At 43.6% G+C, this 24,050-nt stretch carries 18 protein-coding genes; 17 read left to right on the forward strand and 1 reads right to left on the reverse strand.

The genetic code is table 11. The annotated features are described in order from the left end of the window. Positions 1 to 200: 200 nt before the first annotated feature. The 17 genes from AC07NA_RS00655 to AC07NA_RS00735 all read left to right on the forward strand — a co-directional run bounded on the left by AC07NA_RS00655 (position 201) and on the right by AC07NA_RS00735 (position 22,452). Positions 201 to 3,551 carry a SusC/RagA family TonB-linked outer membrane protein gene (locus AC07NA_RS00655; RefSeq protein WP_494894777.1) on the forward strand — a complete coding sequence of 1,117 codons (3,351 nt, stop codon included), beginning with the start codon at positions 201 to 203 and terminating at the stop codon, positions 3,549 to 3,551. Positions 3,552 to 3,560: 9 nt separating this feature from the next. Further along, positions 3,561 to 5,036, forward strand: coding sequence for a RagB/SusD family nutrient uptake outer membrane protein (locus AC07NA_RS00660; RefSeq protein ID WP_494894778.1), 1,476 nt, complete (start codon positions 3,561 to 3,563; stop codon positions 5,034 to 5,036). 11 nt (positions 5,037 to 5,047) lie between these two features. After that, on the forward strand, positions 5,048 to 5,887 hold the full coding sequence (locus tag AC07NA_RS00665; RefSeq protein ID WP_494894779.1) for a DUF4843 domain-containing protein: 840 nt from the start codon (positions 5,048 to 5,050) through the stop codon (positions 5,885 to 5,887). A gap of 19 nt (positions 5,888 to 5,906) precedes the next feature. Further along, the gene (locus AC07NA_RS00670) at positions 5,907 to 7,328 is read left to right on the forward strand and encodes a PKD-like family lipoprotein (protein WP_494894780.1); all 1,422 of its coding nucleotides are present in this window, start codon (positions 5,907 to 5,909) and stop codon (positions 7,326 to 7,328) included. 22 nt (positions 7,329 to 7,350) lie between these two features. Continuing rightward, a complete protein-coding gene (locus tag AC07NA_RS00675; protein ID WP_494894782.1) occupies positions 7,351 to 8,268 on the forward strand; it encodes a hypothetical protein in 918 nt (305 codons plus the stop codon). 57 nt (positions 8,269 to 8,325) lie between these two features. Next, positions 8,326 to 10,200, forward strand: a complete 1,875-nt coding sequence (locus AC07NA_RS00680; protein ID WP_494894784.1) for a protein-disulfide reductase DsbD domain-containing protein — start codon at positions 8,326 to 8,328, stop codon at positions 10,198 to 10,200. A gap of 13 nt (positions 10,201 to 10,213) precedes the next feature. Continuing rightward, entirely contained in the window at positions 10,214 to 10,762 is a 549-nt protein-coding gene (locus tag AC07NA_RS00685; protein ID WP_494894786.1) for a TlpA family protein disulfide reductase, read from the forward strand. Positions 10,763 to 10,901: 139 nt separating this feature from the next. Then, entirely contained in the window at positions 10,902 to 12,608 is a 1,707-nt protein-coding gene (locus AC07NA_RS00690; protein ID WP_494894788.1) for a S1C family serine protease, read from the forward strand. A 29-nt stretch (positions 12,609 to 12,637) separates the two neighbouring features. Further along, entirely contained in the window at positions 12,638 to 13,780 is a 1,143-nt protein-coding gene (locus tag AC07NA_RS00695) for a redoxin domain-containing protein (protein WP_494894790.1), read from the forward strand. A gap of 338 nt (positions 13,781 to 14,118) precedes the next feature. Then, entirely contained in the window at positions 14,119 to 15,174 is a 1,056-nt protein-coding gene (locus tag AC07NA_RS00700) for an AAA family ATPase (RefSeq protein WP_425562919.1), read from the forward strand. Between the two features lie 12 nt (positions 15,175 to 15,186). Then, the gene (locus tag AC07NA_RS00705; RefSeq protein ID WP_345209601.1) at positions 15,187 to 16,068 is read left to right on the forward strand and encodes a DUF58 domain-containing protein; all 882 of its coding nucleotides are present in this window, start codon (positions 15,187 to 15,189) and stop codon (positions 16,066 to 16,068) included. Beyond that, positions 16,068 to 17,051, forward strand: a complete 984-nt coding sequence (locus tag AC07NA_RS00710; protein ID WP_494894793.1) for a BatD family protein — start codon at positions 16,068 to 16,070, stop codon at positions 17,049 to 17,051. The genes AC07NA_RS00705 and AC07NA_RS00710 overlap by 1 nt, the downstream gene beginning before the upstream one ends. Next, complete coding sequence (locus AC07NA_RS00715) at positions 17,035 to 18,042, forward strand: vWA domain-containing protein (RefSeq protein ID WP_494894795.1); 1,008 nt, start codon at positions 17,035 to 17,037, stop codon at positions 18,040 to 18,042. Before AC07NA_RS00710 ends, AC07NA_RS00715 begins: the two co-directional genes overlap by 17 nt. Positions 18,043 to 18,046: 4 nt before the next feature. Beyond that, positions 18,047 to 19,084, forward strand: a complete 1,038-nt coding sequence (locus AC07NA_RS00720) for a vWA domain-containing protein (protein WP_345209598.1) — start codon at positions 18,047 to 18,049, stop codon at positions 19,082 to 19,084. Then, positions 19,084 to 19,848 carry a tetratricopeptide repeat protein gene (locus AC07NA_RS00725; protein WP_494894797.1) on the forward strand — a complete coding sequence of 255 codons (765 nt, stop codon included), beginning with the start codon at positions 19,084 to 19,086 and terminating at the stop codon, positions 19,846 to 19,848. Before AC07NA_RS00720 ends, AC07NA_RS00725 begins: the two co-directional genes overlap by 1 nt. A 26-nt stretch (positions 19,849 to 19,874) precedes the next feature. Then, positions 19,875 to 21,689: a BatD family protein gene (locus tag AC07NA_RS00730; RefSeq protein WP_494894799.1), complete on the forward strand. Its 1,815-nt coding sequence runs from the start codon at positions 19,875 to 19,877 to the stop codon at positions 21,687 to 21,689. A gap of 4 nt (positions 21,690 to 21,693) precedes the next feature. Then, positions 21,694 to 22,452: a tetratricopeptide repeat protein gene (locus AC07NA_RS00735; protein WP_494894801.1), complete on the forward strand. Its 759-nt coding sequence runs from the start codon at positions 21,694 to 21,696 to the stop codon at positions 22,450 to 22,452. Between the two features lie 573 nt (positions 22,453 to 23,025). On the opposite strand, the gene AC07NA_RS00740 is transcribed toward AC07NA_RS00735, so the two are convergent. Next, positions 23,026 to 24,048: a hemin-degrading factor gene (locus AC07NA_RS00740; protein WP_494894803.1), complete on the reverse strand. Its 1,023-nt coding sequence runs from the start codon at positions 24,046 to 24,048 to the stop codon at positions 23,026 to 23,028. Positions 24,049 to 24,050 lie beyond the last annotated feature (2 nt).

The following is a 24,050-nucleotide window of genomic DNA, read 5'->3' on the forward strand; positions in this document are numbered from 1 at the left end:
CATACAATAGTTTAAAACCCCATAATGACAAAAAAAGCCGAAAGCCTCTCACCGCTTTCGGCCCAAAAAAGGTCGAGCAGCAAGATGTTGATGCCAAGCTGCATTTATTAACCCCAATCTTATTCAAAAGTATGAAATTAACTCTTCTTTACAATTCCGTATGCTCAATACGGAGGGTAAAGTGCAAATTATTTATGGTCATGAAATTGACTGTTCTTCTTTTAATTATAGGTTCACTGCATCTTTCGGCAGCCGTTTACTCGCAAAATGTAACCATTTCGCGGCATGATGCCTCTTTGGAAACTATTTTTAAAGATATAAAGAAGCAAACCGGATACCTCTTCTTTTATACCAGCAGTGTAAATGTAAGCACACCAAAACAGGATGTTGATCTGAAGAATGTACCACTTACCGAAGCGCTTAATACCTGCCTGGCTAATCTTAAGCTTGTATATACCATAGTTGATAAAACGATAGTGATACGTAACCGTGGAGAAGGTGACCTGCAAATAGCTACCACTGATAAAAAGATACAGGTAAGCGGTAAGGTAATTGAAACCGAAAATAAAAACCCCATCGCGGGCGCTACCATTGCCATTAAAGGTAACAAGGCTGTATGGGCGCAAACTAACGATAAAGGCGAATTTAAAATAAATGCCGAAGTTGGCGATGTGCTGATGGTTAGCTTTTTAGGTTTTAAACCTAAAGAAGTAAAAATTACCGATAACGAGTTTTTAACGATAAGCCTTGATGTGCAGGTAACTGCCATGAATGATGTGGTAATTACCGGTTACCAAACCCTTAAGAAAGAAACGTATACAGGTAACGCGGTCACCATAAAAGGCGATGACCTGCGCCGCTTTAACTCAACCAGTTTACTGAAAGGTGTGCAGGCTTATGATCCTTCGTTCAGAATATTGGATAATAACCTGGCAGGATCAAACCCCAATGCTTTGCCCAATATTAATGTAAGGGGAGCAACCGCGCTGCCTTCTATAACCGATAATGTGCTCGATCGTAATAACCTGGCCAGCAACTATAACCTGCCTACGTTCATTTTGGATGGTTTTGAAGTATCGCTGCAAAAAATAACCGATCTGGATATTAACCGGGTGGAAAGCGTTACCATATTAAAAGATGCAGCAGCTACGGCTGTGTATGGTTCGAGGGCTGCAAACGGTGTAATGGTTATTGTTACCAAAGCGCCGATACCGGGTAAGCTGCAACTCAATTACAATTACGAGCTATACGTAAACGCACCCGACCTGAGCGCTTACCATGTGCTAAACGCCACCGAAAAACTGGAATACGAAAGGCTTGCAGGGTTATATAACTATGGAGGTATCACCGGTGGTTCGGCAGATGAGATACAGCAGAACTATTACAATAAACTTAAAAATGTGGTGAGCGGTGTTAATACCTACTGGTTATCACAACCGTTGCGCAATTCGTATGGGCAAAAACATTCTGTTTATGCGCAGGGTGGCGATTCAACATTCAGGTATGGTATAGATCTTCGCTATCAAACCGATCCGGGTGTAATGAAAGGATCTGACCGTAACCGCTATACCGGTGGTATGAGCTTTACCTATAACCCAAGCAAGAAACTTATACTGCGTAATGATCTGAGCATTAGCCAAGTGAGCAGCAATAACTCAAAATACGGCGATTTTGCTACCTACGTGTACATGAACCCGTATTACCCTATCACTGATGCCAACGGTAATATTATACGTGAACTGGCCAACTGGAACGTAAACACCGGCGGGCAGGGTGCCGATCAATACCAAAACCGCCCGGTTTATAACCCGTTGTTTGAATCAACATTGGGTAACTTTGATAAATCGTCTTACCTCGAAATTATCAACGCCTTCTCGGCCGATTGGTACATCAGCCCGGTATTCAGGCTGAAGGGTGTAATGAGCTTAACCAAGGTTAAAAGCACTGCCGACCAATTCCAGTCGCCTTTAAATAACGAGTTCTATGAAGGCCCCGCAAGCGAGATCCAAAATCGAGGCCGTTACCGTTACGCCAGCGGTGATCAGCTTTCTCTGGATGGTAACGTGCGCCTGTTATATAATAAACAAATTAACGATCACTCGCTCAACTTTAACCTGGGGGTTAACGTAACGTCGGACAAGTTTGACGACAAGAACATTGAAGCCCGTGGCTTTACAAACGACAGGTTTACCAATATCGGTTTCGCCCGTACCTATACGCCTAATTCGGCGCCGTATGGTAACGTATCATTAAACAGGCTGATCGGTACTTTCTTTTCGGGTAACTATTCCTTCAAAAACAAATACCTGCTCGATGTAAATTACCGTTTGGATGGTTCATCGGCTTTTGGCAGCGAACGTCGTTTTGCGCCGTTTTACAGCGGTGGTATAGGCTGGAACATGCACAAGGAAGCATTTATGGCCAATACCGGCATATCAAGGTTGAAACTGACAGCGACGGCAGGTTTAACCGGCTCGGTATCTTTCCCGGCTTACTTGTCTAAATCAATATATAGTTATCAAACATCCAACTGGTATTCAACAGGTATAGGTGCTTTGGTTAATGGCTATGGCAATGAGAATCTGGAGTGGCAAAAAACAATCAATTATGATTTAGGTATCGATTTTGGGTTGTTTAAAGACCGATTGCTTATCAATCCACGCTATTACCATAAGCTAACCAAAGGTTTGTTAACTGATATTAACCTGTCGCCATCTACCGGTTTTACTACTTATAAAGAAAACCTTGGCGATATGCTGAACGAGGGTTATGAGCTTTATGTAACCGTGAATGCCTACCGTTCAAAAGACTGGAACATTAACCTTATTGGTAACCTTGCCCATAACACCAATAAAATAGTAAAGATTGCCAGTTCATTAAAGGCCTATAACGACAGGATTGACGACTTGCAAACCAGTAATCCTGACTTTAAGGGTACGCCGCTGTTGCGTTATAATGAGGGGCAATCGCTCAATACCATTTACGCTGTACGCTCGCTCGGCATCGACCCGGAAACAGGCAGGGAGATATACGTGAAAAAAGATGGTTCTATCACTTATGATTATGATGTGAAAGACACCCAGCCGGTTGGCGACGAAACGCCTACTGTGGCCGGTAACTTTGGCGGTAATATTACTTACAAGCAGTTTCAGTTAAGCTTTAGCATGTATTACAGGCTCGGCGGACAAATGTATAACCAAACCCTGGTTGACCGTGTTGAAAATGCCGATCCCCGTTTTAATGTTGATCGCCGCGCCTTGGAGCAGCGCTGGATAAAACCGGGTGATGTTACCTTCTATAAAAATATAGCCGATCTGGGTACAACATTCGCCACATCGCGCTTTGTACAAAAAGAGAACCTGTTGGAGCTGCAATCGGTAAACCTTTCTTACGATCTTAAAAAGGAAGTAGCCAAACGCATCGGGTTCCAAAGCTTACGGCCATCCATAGCCATGAACGATGTATTCCGTGCATCAAGTATCGAAATTGAACGGGGTATCAATTATCCGTTCGCCCGCAGAGTAACATTTTCATTATTAGCCACATTTTAAAATCAGCAAATGAAGAAGTTTATATATATGATAACAATGCTGATGGCCTTTACATCATGCAATAAGTTTCTGGATGTAAAACCGGAATCGCAAATAGATAAAACAGAGCTTTTTAAAACAGAGGAAGGTTTTAAAGAGGCGCTAAACGGAGTATATGTTTTGTGCGCTTCTACCTCATTATACGGCGAAAACCTAACTTTTGGCTACCTGGATATTATGGCCCAAAACTATGATTTTAACGATGCAGGTTATCGCCGGATAGAAAAGTTTGATTATACCTATCCCGACATGATCAACCGCAACTATACTATCTGGGTTACCATGTACCGTGCCATTGCCAATTGTAACAACATCCTCGAAAATATAGATGCTAAAAAAGCGCTGTTCAAGGGTAATAATTACGAGTTGATAAAGGGCGAAACCTTAACCTTACGTGCCTACCTGCATTTTGATTTGCTGCGCATGTTCGCGCCATCGTACAAAAGCAACCCGGCAGCTAAGGCCATACCTTACGTTACAACCGTAAGCACCAAAAGTACCAAGTTCTCTACCGTTACCGAGGCTTTGGATAAGATGATTGAAGATCTTAAAGCCGCGAAAGTCTTGCTTAAAACCAGCGATCCAATATTGTCCGGCTATTCTGTTGGCTACCCTGATGATGTGGGCAACCCCGAGGTGAACAATCCCGAATTGTTTTTACAGAACAGACGCCACCGTATGAACTATTACACTGTGTGCGGCGAACTGGCACGTATATACCTGTACAAAAACGATATGGTGAACAGCCTGGCTTCGGCAGAAGAAGTGATCAAATCAAATCGCTTCCCGTGGACAAATGGTACTGATTTTAATGAAAGCGATATTACCAAACGCGACCGTATATTTTACAAAGAGCTGGTAAGCGCATGGTACATTAATGATAATGGTCAAATTAAAGATGATCTGACCAGGCTGTATTCAAACAGTAACCCCTCATTTACATCTACCGAAACACAAATTGATGATATATATGAGGCCGGGCAATCAGGCGGTAGCGACTGGCGGGCACGTATGTGGTTCTTTAAAACAAAGATTACCTCAAGCACTACTACCCGTGCCTTACTGCAAAAGTATATTAACAACACCGCACCCATCAAAAACCGCCATCCGTTGGTTGCACCGGCTATGCGCCTGAGCGAAATGTATTACATAGCGGCCGAAGCAAGCTTTGACAGCAATATTGCGCAGGCGCTTGATTATTACAATACCGTAAGGAAAAACAGGGGTATTGGCGATGATATTACCGGCGTAGCCAACAAGAACGAATTTATTGATCTGCTGATCCGTGAGGCACGTAAGGAGTTTTACGGCGAAAGCCAGTTGTTTTATATGTATAAGCGCTTAAATCACGCTGTTATTTCTTCAACGGCTTTAAACATAGCCCCGTCTGATAAAATATTCGTGTTCCCGATACCGGTTGATGAAGGCGCTTACAGTAACAATTAATTATTACTAAGATGAAAAAATATATAGTTTTTGCTGTAATTGCCTGCACAATGCTGTTTGCATGTAAAAAGGATGGCAAATTATTTTACAGCAGTGATGATAACATTTATTTAAACTACCGCACTACCGATACGCTAACCTATTCATTTGCCTATACACCCGGTATAGAAAAAGACACCGTTTGGGTACCCGTTATTATATCAGGCAACAGGGTCGATCATGATCGTACCTTCAAGTTTACCGTTATTGATAAGGGAACCACGGCCACCAGCCCGCTGCATTACGAGCCGTTAAAAAGCAGCTATGTAATGCCTAAAGATTCGGGCGTGGTGCATGTACCCGTAATAGTTAAGAACATTGATACTTCGCTAAATAACAAATCTGTGATACTCACGGTTCGAGTATCCGGCGATGGCGATTTTAAAAATGGTATTCCGGATAGCCTGCGTACAAAAACCATATTATTTTCAAACAGGTTAGAGAAACCTAACTGGTGGAATATTAAATGGGAGGGTGAAATTGGGCAGTATAGCCGTACCAAGCATCAATTATTCCTTATCTCATCGGGCACGCGCGATCTGATCAATCTTTTTGATGGCGACCCCAATTTCCAGATTCCGCGTAACCTGTATTATATAGAAAACACGCGCATTTTTCTGCGCGATGCTTTTGCATGGGTTAATAAATACCCGGAGAAAGGGTACGTCATCACCAAAAAAGATGGTACCGCCGATTATGAATTTTATAATATAAACGCGCCGACTAAAAAATACCTGTACAAGTATTTTCCATCAAACAAGCTATACTTTTTTATTGATAGTGAAACCGGCGACATTATTGAAATGCCTTAATGCCTAAACAAACAACATCATGAAGTTTAAATCATTTTTTGCATATATAATTATTATTTTGGCTGTTTACTCCTGTAAAAAAGACCTGGGTAATTACAGCTACTCGCCGCCAACAGAGCCGGAGGTAGTTAATTTTAAGGATCAAACGTTTGATGCCATTGTAGGCGATACACTGGTACTGCAACCGTATGTTGAGTTAAAGGGTGCCGATGCCACGAAAGATCTTACTTACGATTGGGAAATACTGGTTGATGAAGAGGCCCGTGCAGATCATTACACAGGCTATCCGCTTAAAATTGTGTATAACCTTGGCCCCAAGGTACGTACCGCTAAACTGACCATTACTGATAAACGTAACGATATCAAATACTTTTATCCGTTCAAAATATCAGGCCAAACGCAATTCTCTAAAGGTATAACTGTTTTAAGTGTAGATAACGGCATTACCAAGCTCTCGTTCATTAAACCGGATAGTGTTACGGTTTTGAGCAACTTGTATTTTGCCCTGCATGGCGAAAATTTGCCTGCCGAACCTTTGCAATTGTTCGCGAGGCCGCTGCCATACCAACCCGGCACTGTAGAAGATTATTGGGTTATATGCGGCGATAAAACAAAAAGCAGTGTAGTGATCAATGGCAGTACAATGCTTAAAAAGCGTGACTTCCGCGATCAATTTTTTGCCGCGCCCACTGAGGTTAACCCCGAGTATTTTGAAGCAGCAAAAGGCTATGCTACCGGCATCATAAATAATAAACTATACCTGAGCATCACCCAAACCGCGCCATTTGCCGAAGATTGGGGTAAGTTCTCTAATCCACAGGCCGGCGATTATGAATTGTCGAAATTTTATGGCAATACCAATAGTTTTTATTTTGGGTTCGATAAAAAGAGCAAGGCATTTGTGTCGTTCAGTAGTGAAGGCGCCTATTTAGGCACCCAGTACGATGTTGACGGTAAAGCCTTCGACCCAACCAATATTGGCATGAGCGATTTGTTATATATGCAGCCGGTATCGGGTAATACCTATGCTTTTTTTAAGGATAGCGATGGACAGGTTATAGAATTATCATTCAACATTAAAATGGATAATTACGCGGTAGAGCGGGTAATAGCGCCAAATTATAAAAGAGTGTTCAAAGGCGCTTCGCTGGTTAATGCCGATACCAAGTGGCAGCGCTCTTATGTTGATGTATTCTACTTTACATCAAACGATAAAATATACCGATACAATCCCATAAATCAGGATCTGCGTGCTTTGGATGCTAATTTTGGCGGTAAAAAGGTAACCACCTTAAAACTGAACGCCGATGCCACCGTGCTAACCGCGGGAGTAGAGGGCGCTATCATGATTTTGGATGTAAGCGTGGGCGTTAACGGCCGTATCAAGAAAACCATTAATGGCATACCGGGCACACCTGTTGATGTTGTATCAAAAAACTAAACCTTATCATTTTAAACAGATCATGAAATTTATAAAGAGTTTAATATTGCTGATGAGCCTGCTGATGGCTGTATTGGTAATAGCATCGTGCAGTAAATCGAAAAGCAAAACTGATGAAGTAGAAATTGACCCGGAAGGCGCTCCGCCCAAAGTATGGAAAGAACACTGGGGATACCATCACCAGGTACTGGACAGGGTGTATTATGATGAACATCTTGCTTTGTATTACGATAATAACATGGACAGATCAATTACCTGGTTAAACAAGGCCATGTCTGATTCATGGGCTTATGTGATTGAAAACTACGGCACTTTCGGTACAGATAAACGCTTGTTTGTAATATGCCATAAAACGGTAGATACTACCAATAATTTAGGCGGCGGTCACCCGGCATCGTACATGGATGCATCGCACGACAACCGTAACGTAATTGATAACGGCTTGGGCAGCTGGACATACCCAACCGGTGAGCAGATCGGTTTACCTATCCACGAGATCGGCCATATCGTGGCAAACGCGTCATTCGGCAGGCAGCATGAGGACCAGAACATTTGGGGGGATAGCAAATTCGCCGAAATATTTGTTTACGACGTATTGCTGCACATTGGCAGGGAAGATGAAGCCTCACGGGAGTATTACCAGATGCAAAATACTTACGATACCTTTCCGCGGCCAAATACACAATGGTTCAAAAACTGGTTTTACCCCATCTACAAAAAATATGGTGGCGGTAAATTACTAAGCCGCTATTTTGAAACGTTATCGAAAAATGTGGAGAACAGGGATTTGAACTGGGGCGAGTTCATCCACTTTTGGAGTGGCGCGGCAGGTGCCAATCTTAAAGAGCAGGCAACCATCGCTTTCGGCTGGCCGGATGAATGGGAGGCGCAGTTCAGGCAGGCTCAAAAAGACTTTCCGAACGTAAAATATGATTATTAAACAGGTTAGATTTAACCTGTTGTACCACACCAAATAATAAGCTGTAAATAATTGTTTATGAAAAAGTTACTGTTAGTATTATTGTCGGTTTTTACCCTGATGCAGGCCATGGCCGATGGGGGTAAAAAACCTGCGAAAAAGATCCCGCTGCGGGTGCTGTATGTGGGCTATGACCCACGGAAACCTATGCCTGAAAAATTGGTGTACTACATGACCACCGATGACAGGTATGCCGAGATATACAAAAACAGGATGCCCGATTTTAAGGCTTTTTTGCAAAACAACTTTACTAATGTTGGTGTGGTTGATGTGGCCGATTATAAAGCCGAAATGTCAAACCTGTACGATGTAACTATTGTGGATGCCGGGCCAATTCAGTTGCCTGCCAATTTCGACAGACCAACTATACTGATAGCGGCTATGGCACCTAATGTGGGCTTGCCTATCGGTTTAAAGTTTGATTGGTATTGCCAGTGCCTGGATGACGAAGCCTTAAACGTACGTACCCGGCACCCAATTTTTAATACGCCTAACAAGGTAAACCTAACCATGGTTACCAAACCCACGCCCGAGTCGTTTTTTAACGGCTACCAGGCACTTACAACACCTAAGCAAATGCCGCGCTGGAAGGTGGTTACCGAAGGTTTTTCTACCAATACCAAATACCTCATCGGTATGGTTTCGCATGGCGAAGGCTTTGACGATTCGCCCGATGCGGAGGCTATTTCGGGTGGTGTTTGCTTGAAAAATGCCGAGGCTGTGGCTTTGGGCCGGCAGGGTAATTACTTTATGTGGGGCTTTGCGGGTTCACCCAATTTTATGACTGCCGAAGCCAAACTGGTTTTCATAAACACGGTTTGCTACATTAAAAAATATGATCACAAGCCCGCTATCGTTAAAAAGGTACAGATAGAAAGCCGCGGCGGCATCGACGAAAAGATATACCGGTTGGATGAAAAGCAGTATAAAGCAGCCATCGCATCGCGTATTGAGGGTAACAAGCGCATGCTTAAATTACAGCAGGACCTGCGCGATAAGCAAGCTAAGGGTGAAGATATTGGCCGTGCCAATGAAATGTTTTTGAAAATGCCGGTGACTAACGATACGCAATCATTTGAGGACTACCTTAAAGGTTACGCATCACCCGAATTATTCGCCCAATTTGGAACTAACACGGCTTTGTATCACAAATATTATCGTGATAACTATGAATACTTTTACCCTTCTGACGCGTACTCGCTGCAACTGGATACCGATGCCCAAAAGTTAGGCATATCAAACCGCAGCACGGCTATATTAGACAAAAGCATCAAAATGCTGGAAAGCAATGAAGATGCCGCCATGGCACAACGCATTTTAGAACGTTACACTACCGAAAAATTCACCACTGCCATCGAATGGAGAAACTGGTTTGATAAGAACAGAAACAACCTTTTCTTCACGGAAGCAGGCGGCTTTAAGTTTATGGTGAATACTTACGGCGCTTTATCAATGATACGCAAACCTGCGAAAATTGAATTAGCCGCCGAAACCACCGCAGTAGCACCAAGCCTGAAAGATCCGGTGATTGTAACTGCCCGCATTGCACCCGGTAAAGAAAAAGGTACCAGCCAGATAACAGTGAATGCCAACATATTAAAAGGCTGGCATATCTACGCTTATCTGCCTAAAGAAAGTCCTTTCATTCAAACTGAAACCCTGCTTGAACTTCCGGCAGGAGCGAAGCAGCAAGGTGACTGGCAAACCTCGGCCCCGGTTGCCTTTGAGGGTGGTGAGGGCATATTCGTATTTGAAGATAATCCCTCATTTACCATAACGGTGAGTAATGCCAAAGTTGGTTCGGTGATAAAGTGCGGTTTGTACTACCAGGTATGTGATAAAAACAAATGCCTGCAACCAACAAAGAAGCTGATTGATGTTAAGGTGTTGTAAATCATTTGTATATATGAAATTTTTCAAGCTGGCAGCAGTTGTTTTACTTGTCTTTAACATAGCGACCTTTAGAGTGCATGCAGTCGAAAGTGTGCATGCGCACAAATACAATACAAATAGATTACTGTGTGATAGTACCAAGGCCACAATTTTTTCGGCATTTGAATACGCGGATACAGCGGGGCACAAACAAAAGCTTAATTCTATCAAAGGTAAAAAGGCTACACTGGTGGTTTTTTGGGCGAGCTGGTGTTTCCCTTGCCGAAAGGAAATTCCGGCTTTAAAGGAGCTTTACAGCGAGTATAAAGATAAAGGCTTATCCATAGTAAGTATTTCGGTTGATGAAAAAGCATCGGCCTGGAAAAAAGCGGTTAGCCAGGAAAAGATGCCCTGGGTTAACCTTGCCGATCCGGGTAATGCCGCGGCCATCAGCACAAAATATAATTTAAGCGGTGTACCCGCCATGTTCCTGTTAGATGCCGATAACAATATCCTGCTTACCGATCCCGATTTGGCTGCCGCCGAAACGGGTATCAATCAGCAGGTAAATGCCAATAAATAGCCTAAACCGATTCGTTCTTTATAGTTAATTAGTTTCCCGGCATCATGTGTGGTTTGATGCCGGGTTTTTTACACATCCATTAATAATTACACCGGGTTGATGGCCGTAATATACCCTGCTATCGTCTTATATTTATAACATGAAAAAACTTCAACTATTTGTAGTTGTATTATTCGTAATATTATTACCATCAATTATTTATGGTCAAAAATTTGATCGTAAAACATTGGAGGTTACATTGCGCAAAGCAATAGAAAAAGCTTATCCGGCCAGTGTGCGGATGTGGGGTTTCGATACCGTATCAAAAATGCAGATGAGCGCGCAGTTCAGCGGCGTGGTGGTGACTCAGGATGGTTATATACTTACCGCCGCGCATACAACCGTAGTAGGTAAAACTTACAAGGTGGTGTTTCCCAATGGTAAGGAAGCCATCGCGTTGGCATTAGGCCGTATCACTTACGAGGCTAACCCTATAGCGCCCGATGTAGCCATGATGAAGATAATTACGCAGGGCAGTTGGCCATACGCCGAAATGGCCAGGTCATCAGCCTTAAAAGTGAACGAACCTTGTATCAGCATAGCCTATCCTGAAACGCTTAATCAGCGCTTACCATCAGTAAGGTTCGGGCGGATTACTAATATGAAGAATGATTTAGGCTTTGTACAATCAACCTGCATTATGGAACCCGGTGATTCCGGCGGCCCGCTTTTTGATTATATGGGGCGGGTGATAGCCCTGCACAGCGCCATCAATGTTGATGAAGCTACCAACTATGAAATTCCTGTTGATTATTACCGTACCTACTGGTCGGCCTTAAATAAGGTTGAAGATTATAAAGCCCTGCCTGTTCAAAAAGATTCTGTAGATGCTGATCCTTTCGCAAATAAGATCCTCGCTATACCTGCGCTAACAAACGTTAGCGAACAGTTTAAAACAGACCTTTCAAAATTGGCCGGCAATACCATAAAAATCACCAGCACGATAGCCGCGCATCAACAAAGCATTAATGGTACAACGCTTTGGCTGGATGGTATGGGGCTTCCGTACAAAACAATTATCATCAGTAAAAGCTCTATGGTTGGTGATGAACCGATTATTTCTACTGGTGGGGGTAAGTCTTTTAAATTAAATATCTTAGCTCGTGACAAAACGAATGATATAGTGCTGCTGCAAGCACCTGCCGCTATTAAAAACGGTATAAAGTTAAACGCTGTAAAAAATGATACATTAGCCTTTAACGGGTTAGGTAAACTACTGTTATCGCCGCTGCCCGATACTGTTGGCGCGGTCAGTGTTTTGGGGAGTATGCAAATCAATCAGCCAAAAGTATTTAGCACAGGCTTTTTGGGCGCGGCAATAGCGTACAAGGAAGGGCCGCTGGTATTAACCCGTATTCAACCTAATTCACCGGCAAGTGAGGCCGGCCTCGAAATTGGCGACCAGGTGCTGAACATCAACGATAAACCCATGCAAAAGCCTGAAGACTATGGCGCTGAACTGCAAAAGTACTGGCCCGGCGATAAGGTAACATTCAAAGTATCGCATGCAGGTAATACACTCACCAAAGAGATCACGTTGATCAGCAGACCGTCAATGGCATCTAATCATCCTGCCGAAATGTTCGCGGGGGGTAAAAGCATAAGGAGGGACGGCTTTGAAAAGGTATTTACCCATGATGCCGTTATAAAAGCTACCCAATGCGGCGGCCCTGTATTTGATACCGACAGCAATTTTTACGGTATAAATATAGCAAGATTTAGCCGCACCAGTACGCTGGCAATCCCTGCCGCGGTTATCAGGCAACTTGTAATTAACGCGCTTAAAAATAGCAACACACAAAACTAAATCACAGAATAAACTGAACTCATAAAAGCATGAAAATTAAATTATTACTACTCGCATCTATAGTGCCGTTTATGGCGCAGGCGCAAAAGAAACCGCTCCCCAATTTTAGCCTTAACGCTAAAATTGGCCAGCTAAACAAACCGGCTAAGGCTTACATCGATTATATGGACAATGGCGCAAGTCACGAAGATTCGGCTGTTTTGGTGAATGGCGCGTTTCGTTTCGCAGGCCATGTATCGGGCAATGCTTACGCCCGTATGGCGCTCGACCATACAGGCGGCGGCAAAATGCGCGCGGTTTATACCGGCGATGTCATCTATTTTTACTTTGGCAAAGAGCATTTTACGGTAACTTCAAAAGATTCATTAGGCAATGCCATATTCAAAGGCTCAAAAATCTACGATGAATCTGAAGCGTACAACAAATACATTGGCGGTACTATTATGGCACTTAACAAGGCAGCCAATGCCGATTTTTCGAAAGGTACGCCCGAGCAGCAAAAGGATACAGCCTACATAAAAGCTGTAGATACCCGTTACCGTGCCAATATGGAAAAGCGTAACCAAAAACAACTACAGTTCGCTAAAGAACACCCAAACTCTTTCTTTGGCCTGGTAGCCTTATCAGAAGCAGCCGGTGGTAAGGTTGACGTGCCTAAAATTCAGCCGATATTCAATGCCTTCAACAAAAGCCTTAAGGCCACTGATGTAGGTAAAGAATTGGAGCAACGCATCAACGCCGCAGGTATCACCAAAATTGGCGATGTAGCGCCTATGTTCACCCAAAATACGGCCGATAACAAACCTGTTTCACTGGCCGACTATAAAGGCAAAGTTGTACTGGTCGAATTTTGGGCAAGCTGGTGTGGTCCTTGTCGTGCCGAAAACCCTAATTTAACTAAACAATACCAACTATATAAGGATAAGGGTTTTAACATCTTGTCGGTATCATTAGACAGTGAGAAAGGCCGCTGGTTAGAGGCCGTACAGAAAGACGCCCTGCCATGGACACAAGTATCCGACCTGAAAGGCTGGAACAATGCCGTTGGTCGCCTATACGGTGTAAGGGCGGTACCGGCCAGCTTCTTGGTAGGCACCGATGGCAAAATAATAGGCAAAGACCTCCGCGGCGAATCGCTTAATAAAAAACTGGAGGAGATATTTCCTAATTAGGGGTTAATAATTTTATGTCATTTCGAACGAGGAACGAGGAGAAATCTTCTTCACCACGCAAAGCGTTGACTTTGATAAAGCAGAAGATTTCTCTCTACGTTCGAAATGACAGCGTTTTCAATCAAATCAACATCATATCAAAAAGAGCGGTTGTGCCGCTCTTTTTGCATTTTACAGGCACGCAATCCAATATTATAGCGTTACTTAGCTGTAATACGTACAATAATGTTTGGGTGTGCAGGCCCATTTAACATATTTTAACAATTAAATCTTACATTTCTTTAGCAAAAAGATGCTGCACTGTTTAAGTTTGCCTACCAAATAATAAAAAGCATTTAATGGAAGAATTAAATAGTAATACCGGGCACTTAGCGCAGAGTGCTGTTGCTGGTAATTCATCGTACTCAACAGATATCAGGGCTATTAACGAGATGATAGAGCGTGAAAGCGCCTTTATCGACTTGTTGAAGATGGAGATGGATAAAGTGATCGTAGGACAACGATACATGGTAGAACGTTTGCTGATCGGTTTACTGGCTGATGGGCATATTTTGCTGGAAGGCGTACCAGGTTTGGCAAAAACTCTGGCCATCAATACCCTTTCAAAAGCCATACAGGCCGATTTCAGCCGTATCCAATTCACGCCCGATCTGTTACCTGCCGATTTGGTGGGTACCATGATCTATAATCAAAAGAAAGAAGAATTTATCATTCGTAAAGGTCCTGTATTTTCAAATTTCGTACTGGCCGATGAGATAAACCGTGCCCCTGCAAAAGTGCAGAGCGCGTTGCTGGAAGCCATGCAGGAGCGCCAGGTAACCATTGGTGATAATACCTTTCCGCTGCCTACACCATTTTTGGTACTGGCTACCCAAAACCCTATTGAGCAGGAGGGTACTTACCCGCTGCCCGAAGCACAGGTTGACCGTTTTATGCTGAAAGTAGTGATCGGTTACCCTAATAAGGAGGATGAAAAGAAGATCGTTCGCGCTAATATTTCGCCGGGCGGTATGCTTAAACCAAACCCAATTATTAAGCCCGATGAAATTATAAGGGCCCGCAAGGTGGTTAGGGAAGTATATATGGACGAGAAGATAGAGCAATACATTATCGATATTGTTTTCGCTACCCGTTACCCTGATCAGTATAAACTGGCTAACTATAAAAACCTTATCAGCTTCGGCGCGTCGCCAAGGGCGAGTATCAATTTGGCGCTGGCATCAAAAGCCTATGCCTTTATTAAACGCCGTGGTTATGTAATACCGGAGGATGTGCGAGCTGTTTGCCACGATGTGTTAAGGCACCGTATAGGTTTAAGTTACGAAGCCGAAGCTGAAAACATGACATCCGAAGATATTATTACCGGGATATTGAACGCGGTAGAAGTACCTTAATAGCTATTATCTATGGCGAAGGATACCAAAGAGTTATTAAAAAAGGTTCGTAAGATAGAGATCAAAACCCGGGGACTGAGCAATCACCTGTTTTCGGGCGAATACCACTCTGCCTTCAAGGGGCGTGGTATGGCCTTTAGCGAGGTGCGTGAGTACCAGGTAGGCGATGAGATCCGCACTATCGACTGGAATGTTACCGCCCGTTTCAACCATCCGTATGTTAAAGTATTTGATGAGGAACGTGAGCTTACTGTAATGTTACTCATGGATGTAAGCGGATCGGAAAACTTCGGTACGGTTAACCAGTTGAAGCAGGAACAGGCTATTGAATTATGCGCGGTACTTGCCTTTTCGGCCATCCAGAATAACGATAAGGTAGGTGTGATCTTTTTTAGCGATAAGATTGAAAAATTCATTCCGCCCAAGAAAGGGCGCAGCCATATCCTGATGATCATTCGCGAACTGATCGACTTTAAACCCGAAAATAAAGGCACTAATCTGGCCGAAGCCTTGCGGTACTTTACCGGGGCTATCAAAAAGAAGTGTACCGCTTTTGTTATTTCCGATTTTATGAGTCCGGCTTTTGAGGCCGAGCTGAAGATAGCCAATAAGAAGCACGACATTATAGCCCTGCGCTTGTATGATAAGCACGAAGAGGAGTTTCCTAACCTGGGTTTGATTCCCATGAAAGATGAGGAAACCGGCGAGCTGGTATGGGTAAATACGGCAGATGCCAAAGTGCGCAGCTTCTTTAAAACCGAAGCTATAAAACGTAAAGCATTGTTAAGCGAAACCTTTAAAAGATCGGGTGTTGACGCGGCCGACATCGGCACGCATGAATCTTACGTAAAACCCTTAATGACATTGTTTAAACAGCGGGAAAGAAGAAGGTGATGAAGAGACAGTATTTCTATAATTTTCTTGTTTTAACCCTAATATCAACCTGCTTTTGCTTTAAGGCAGCAGCCCAAAACGTACAGGTTGAAGCCCGGGTAGATCAGCCAACCATCCGCATTGGCGATCAAACACGCCTGCGCCTGGTGGTGCATCAAGCGGTTAAAGAACGCATCAATTTCCCTGCGCTTACCGATACCGTAACCGGCAAGGTACAAATAGTGGAAACCCCAAAGGTTGATACCGTTTTTGATAAGGACAACCGTAACCTGGCAACCGTTACACATAGCTACATTATTACCTCGTTTGATGCGGGTACGTATACCATACCATCGTTTTCGTTTGGTTCGGGCGCGGCAGTGTTGAAGAGTAATGAGGTTACTTTGCAGGTACAATCGGTACAGGTAGATACCACGAAAGCCATTTTTGATATTAAGCAGCCTTTAGAAGTTAAGTATACTTTTTTCGATTGGCTGCGCGATAACTGGGTTTGGGTACTGATCGGTTTGGCCGTAGTATTGGCTATCATCGGCACTATATGGTACCTTAAAAAACGACCAAAACCGGTTGTGGAAGTGAAGGAAGTAAAAGAGGTTATTCCACCGCATACATTGGCGTTAAGCAAGTTGCATGAACTGCGCGATAAAAAGCTGTGGCAGCAGGATGCCTATAAACAATATCATATTGAGTTGAGCGATGTAGTGCGTGAGTACCTCGAAAAGCGTTACGTGATCAAAACGCATGAAAAAACATCAGAGGAGATCTTCGCGACGCTTAAATACATGGATATTACCGAAGAGAACCGCAATAAGCTGAGACAAATATTGTTACTGGCCGATTTGGTGAAGTTTGCCAAAGAACGCCCGCTGCCTCACGAAAATGAGCAGAGTATAGATAACGCGATCAGCTTTGTAACACAAACACAGCAGGCCAACGCGCCTTTGCGCAACGAGGAAGGAGGGGCTGATGCTCAACCTGTTTAAAAGCCTTGAGTTTGCGCATCCGGGTTTCTTTTGGTTGTTCGTACTTATTCCCATAATGATAGCCTACTATATATGGCGCGAAAAACATTTACAGGGAACCCTTAGCGTATCAGCCGTAAAGAGTTTTGCGCTACCGAAAAAGAGCGCGATAGCGCGCATGCGGCATTTGGGTATTGTGTTACGTGTGCTGTGTATATCGGCATTGATCATAGCGCTGGCTCGCCCGCAATCGTCATTAAGCTGGCAAAATACTATTACCGAGGGTATCGATATTGTTATCGCTTCGGATATTTCGGGCAGTATGCTGGCCGAAGATTTTAAACCGAACCGTTTAGAGGCTGGAAAAGAGATCGCGATAGATTTTATCAAGAACCGCCCCGATGACCGCATAGGTTTGGTGGTGTTCAGCGGTGAAAGCTTTACGCAGTGCCCGCTTACTATCGATCATGATGTGTTGATCAACCTGTATCAGGATATCAAAAACGGTATGATAGAGGATGGTACTGCCGTGGGCATGGGTTTAGCCACCGCTGTAAACAGGCTTAAAGAAAGTACCGCCAAAAGCAAGGTGGTTATTTTACTTACCGATGGATCAAATAATATGGGCTCGATACCGCCGGTTACCGCTGCCGAAATTGCCAAAAAGTTTGGGGTACGTGTATATACGGTTGGTGTGGGCACTAACGGATACGCGCCTTTTCCGTTTCAAACGCCAATGGGTATAAAGTATCAAAACGTACCGGTACAAATTGATGAGGCTACGCTGAACAAGATTGCCAATATTACAGGAGGTAAATATTTCAGGGCTACTAATAACCAGTCGCTTAAAAATATTTATGAGCGGATTGATAAGATGGAGAAGGCCAAGATTGATGTAACGCAATATCATAAAAAAACAGAGTGTTTTTTACCCTTCGCCATAGCGGCGCTGGTTTTCCTGTTGTTAGAATTTTTATCAAAGAACACCTTTTTAAAAGGAGCTTTAACTTAAAACCATGCTACGATTTGCACATACCGAATTTTTGTGGGGATTGGCAGCAGTTCCTGTTTTAATTATATTATTCATCGCCGTAACTACCTGGAAAAAACGCGCGATAATTGCCTTGGGTGATAAAGATGTGGTGAAGAAAATGATACCACAGGTTTCTTTTTCGAGGCCGTGGCTTAAATTTATCCTGTTCCTGTTGGGTTTTACCTTTTTAGTGATCGGTGCTGCCGATCCGCAGATAGGCTCAAAAATGGAAGAAGTAAAACGCAAAGGTGCCGATTTGATGATCTTGCTGGATGTATCGAACAGTATGTTGTCCGAAGACCTGTCGCCCAACCGTTTGGAGAATGCCAAGCGCGCCATAGCACAATTGATAGATAACCTGCACGACGACCGCATAGGCATTATCGTATTTGCCGGTCAGGCTTATGTGCAGTTGCCTATTACGACCGATTATTCGGCGGCCAAGCTATTTCTAAGTACCATCAATACCAATATGGTGCCTACACAGGGCACGGCAATAGGCGCGGCAATTGACCTGGGCATGCGTTCTTTCGATTTTAAGAATGGAACAGGCAAAGCCATGATAGTAATTACCGATGGCGAAAACCACGAGGACGACGCGGTAATAGCAGCCAAAAAGGCTATCGATAAAGATGTATCCGTACATGTGATCGGAGTGGGTTCTGAAAAAGGCGCGCCTATTCCAATTGTTCAAAATGGCAGGCAGGTTGGTTTTCATACCGATAGTGCCGGTAAAACGGTAATGAGTAAGCTGGATGAGAATATGTGTAAGGAGATAGCGGCGGCGGGCAGTGGTTCGTACGTGCGGGCATCAAACGCCAACAGCGGCTTCAATATAGTGATGGATCAGATAGGTAAGATTCAGCGTAAAACTTACGACAGCAAAAGCTTTAAGGATTTTGAAGACCGTTTCCAGTTTTTCCTGGGGTTTGCCTTTATATTGTTAATGGTGGAGTTCTTTATATCAAACCGCAAAAGTGTGCGATTGAGCCGTGTGAATTTATTTGAGGTGAAAAAGTAATGAAACAGTTAGTTTTTATCATATTATTTTTAGTGAACGGCACAGTGCTTTTTGCGCAGCAGGAAAAAAGCTACGTTAAAAAAGGCAATGAGCTGTATCAGCAAAAAAAGTATACCGAGGCCGAAGAGAATTACCGTAAATCGGTAGCTAAAAAAGAGAAAAATGTTGAGGGTAACTTTAACCTGGGCGACGCGCTCTACAAACAAAAAAAATATGCCGAAGCAGGCGATCAGTTTACTAAATTAGGTGAATCGGGCAATAAGGCTATGGCCGCTAAGGCTTACCACAATTTGGGCAACTCCCTGCTGGAAAATAAAAAGCTGGAAGAAAGTATTGAAGCCTACAAAAAAGCCTTGATGAATAACCCGAAGGACGATGAAACCCGTTACAACCTCGCTTACGCGCAGGAGAAACTGAAACAGCAGCAACAGCAGGATAAAAAGAACCAGAAAAATAAGGACAACAAGGATAACAAAGACCAAAAGAACAAGGATAAGAATAAAGACAATAAAGATCAGCAGGATAAGGATAAGAAGGACAAGGATAAAGACAAGAAAGATCAGAATAAAGATAACAAGGATCAGGATAAGAAAGACCAGGACAAAAAAGACGAGCAGGGACAGAAACCACAGCCAGATAAGCTATCGAAAGAAGATGCCCAACGGATGCTGGATGCCCTGAACAACGACGAAAAACAAACACAGGATAAACTGAAGAATAAAAAGTTAAAAGGGGTGAAAATGAACATCTCTAAAGACTGGTAATATTCTTACGCGTTTGCAAATTATAAATGAAGATCAGGTTTTATATATTAACGATATTACTATTTACGGCAACGCTGCTGCACGCCCAGGATGCCCGGCTTACAGCTACTGTTGCCAGCACACAGGTAGCTACCGGCGAACAGTTTGAGGTAATGTTTTCCATCAATACCAACGGCGACCATTTTGCCCCGCCTGATTTTAATGGCTTCCGGATATTGGCCGGTCCTAATATCTCTACCAGTATGAGCTCTGTTAACGGTGTTACTACCATGAGCAACTCCTACAGCTACTATATTATGGCCGAAAAGGAGGGGAGTTATACCATTGCACCGGCTACCATATTTGTTAACGGCCGCAGGTTAACATCAAACGGCTTAACTATAAAAGTGGTGAAAGGCAGGCCGGTACAGCAGCAACGCCAGCAAAATATGCAGGCTGGCGGTAACGCGCAAGCGGCAGCGCCGGCAGAGGCTGATATGGCTAAGAACCTGTTTATGCGTGCTGTTGCCGATAAAACCGACGTATACCAGGGCAGCCAGATAACGGTAAGTTACCGTTTGTACACCCGGGTCGACTTGCTTGATAGTCAGGTTGATAAAATACCCGACCTGAATGGATTTTGGAGCCAGGATGTAAAAAACAGCAAAGAGCAGCAGGTACGATGGCATATAGAAACTTATAAAGGCCAGCGTTATAATGTTGCCGATATTAAACAAACTATACTATTCCCGGAGCATGCGGGTAACCTCACGATTGATCCTTTGGGGATGACCTTTTTAGCACGTGTACCCGTTGCGCCGCGTAACGAGATCGAGGCTTTTTTTGGCGGTGGTTCTACCGAGGTAAAGCAAAAGGTAAAGAGCGCCCCGGTAACTATCCATGTAAAGCCACTGCCCGAAGCCGGTAAGCCCGAAAGTTTTACAGGCGCGGTAGGTAAGTTTAGTATTGAAGCCTCTATTGACAAATCTGAATTGAAAGCTAATGAAGCCATCAACTACAGGGTGAAGGTTACAGGTTCTGGTAATATCAAACTGTTTAAAGACCTTAGCACTAACTTCCCGGCTGATTTTGAAAAGTATGATCCTAAAATAACCGATACCATTACCGAAAGTATCAATGGCGTATCAGGAAGCCGGGTGTATAACTACCTGCTTATTCCGCGCCACCAAGGGAATTTTACTATTGAGCCGCTTAAGTTCACGTATTTTAATCCGAACACGAGCAAATATGTAACACTTACAACAAAAGCATTCCCGGTAAAGGTAAACAAAGGCGATAACGAAGCCAATGTAACCGCCTTTACAGCAGATAAACAGGATATTAAAGTACTGGATAAAGATATCAGGTATATCAAAACAGGTGATACCGAACTTGCCGAAGAAGGCGATGGTCTTTTCGGTTCCGGCTTATATTACTTATTGCTGGCCGTGGGGCCAATAGCATGCGCCGCCGCTTTTGTATACCGTAACAAAAACCGCAAACTAAACAGCGATGTGGTGAAGGTTAAAAGCCGCAGGGCGGGTAAAATGGCTGCCAAACATTTAGCCAGCGCACAAAAGCAATTGCAGGCCAACAATACCAAAGCTTTTTATGAGGATGTATTTAAAGGTTTGTATGGTTACCTGAGCGATAAGCTGAACATCAGTTATGCCGATCTGAACAAGGATACCATTGCATCTAACCTGAAAACACGGAACCTGGATGATCAGCTTACACATCAGTTATTGGATACGCTCGATCTTTGCGAAATGGCCCGCTATGCGCCGGTAACACACATATCGCAACAAGAGGTGTTCGACAAAGCTAAGGGCATTATTAACGATATTGAAAGCAAAATTTAACAGCATGAAACGGATATTATATATCATATTATGGTTGGCGCTGCCGCTGTTATCTTTTGCTGATAACAATACCTCGGCTTCCTTTAAAAAAGGTGACACGCTTTACGCCAAATCGAACTATAAAGAAGCGCTTGAAGTATACAAAAAATTGATTGGCGAAGGCTATCAATCGGCCGCCTTATATTTTAATATGGGCAATGCCAGTTACAAAACAGGCGATATCCCATCGGCTATACTGTATTACGAAAAGGCGCACAAGCTATCGCCCGGCGACGAAGATATCAGCTTTAATATACAATATGCTAACCAACGCACCACCGACAAGGTAGTAGAAGTGCCCGAGTTTTTCCTTACTAAATGGTGGAAGGGTTTTATTTTAGCAATGTCGTTAAATGTATTGTCTGTATTAAGCATTGTATTAGTGCTGTTGGCATCGGCAAGCCTTATTGTTTACTTTTTTAGCGAGGCCTTAACCCTTAAAAAGGGCGCGTTTTACACCGCTGTAAGTTTATTTATTATTGGTTTGCTGTTTGTTTTTATTGCCAACAGGCAGGCCGCTTATTTTGAAGACCACAAACAAGCCATTGTATTCACCGCATCGGTAACGGTTAAAAGCGCGCCTGCCGAAAAAGCGGGCAACTTATTCATACTGCACGACGGTACCAAAGTTAACGTATTAGAGACCAACAACGGCTGGGCAAAAGTTCAACTGGCTAATGGTAATGAAGGTTGGTTGAAGAGGAGTGATATTAAGGAGATATAATTTATTATAAAGAACGTGTAATTGCGAATATAGTGAAGTAATCACGTCGTGTTTTGGTGCGTTTTCTATCATTATCGTCATTGCGAGGAACGAAGCAATCTCTACTTAGGCTTAGTTTGTGCTGTGATTAACATCAGTCTGCTCTTGGGCGCAGTGCCCCATTACTGTTGAGGGCAAAAAGTAACAGACTAAGCGAAGCGATTTCATGAGTACATTTAAAAACAAACCAACAACGAATAAACCCTTATCCAGCAAAAGGCTTCTATGCCGCACGAGGCCATACCCTGCAAAACAGTCATAACTTAGGGCTGGAACTTTTGCCCCGCCGCTCATTTCCTTCCCTCATGCAACAAGTTCGCTATGCCCGCCTTTACGCTCATGGCCACCACAGTTCTGCCCGTTTTCGCCCGAAGCTATTTGCTGACGGTAAAGGAGACTTACGAAGTTTTTAAAACTTTGTAAGTCTTATGCTAAAAAGTGTCATTGCGAGGTACGAAGCAATCGCGAACTATACGGGGCGAACATGAATAGCTACGAGATTGCTTCGTACCTCGCAATGACACAGTTTATTACTTAAACAGTTTCGTTAACCAATGCTCTCCATTCGGTGAGTTCCGGGATGCCGGGTTTGCGTTTGCCGAACATCTGGAGGATCATTTCTCCGTCTTTGTCGAAAAGTTCTATCGAATTTACATCGCCGTCGGTTGATGGTTTTACTACGTGCCATGCCGCTGCTATGGCGTCTTCGCGCAGGTGCAGGTTAAATTCAGGGTCGAGTACGTTGTACCATGGCCCCATAGCAACCAGTTTGGTGATGTTACCGCTATGGATCTGGATACAGCCGTGGTTACCCACAAATATCATCACCGGGATTTGTTGTGCCGAACATTGCTCGAATATGCTTTTGGCCTTTTCTACATCTATCTCTTTGGCATAGCCTTCAGGCGATAAGCGTAATGCCTGTGTCCGGGTAACTTTGTATTTGCGCAGCAATCCAAAAAACTCGTGGCTGTCCTGCATCGCTTTCCATGCTTCGCCGAATGCTTCTTTTTCAATTGCTTCATCGGGCAATTCGGCAGGGGCCGTTCTGTTTGAGGCAGTGGTGCTTATGCCATTGTTCTCTTCATCTTTGTAGGCGGCTACCAGCTCATCGTAAGCGGCTTTGTCGCTTTTATCGGTCAGGTATATCTTATGTATAGCCACGCCCGATTGATCGAAGAATTGCAGGCTGTAACGGTCGTTCTCATTTACAGCGAAACCAAAATGCCAGTACTGCATAAACATACGCAGGTCAATATCCTCGCCTAAAACCAAACCGGCATGCGGGGAAAATGATACCTTTTCGTAAACGCCTTTGCGCTCGCTTACACAATATTCGTTACGGGTTAATGCCATTACGTAACCTAACGAGTTGATCTGTTTCAGCAGATTCTCAAAATCTTTTTTCAGTAACGTAACGGTTTCGCCCAAACCGGTGGCCAATAATTCGGCTTCGCTCACCGCCAGGTCGGCAGCTATTTCACGGATGCGCTTTTTGGGGTTGGCCAGTTTATATTCCTGATAACGTTCTTTTAGGGCGTTGATAGTAGTTTCCATAT

It is taken from the genome of Mucilaginibacter sp. GW821-FHT07G05 (genome assembly GCF_059418565.1).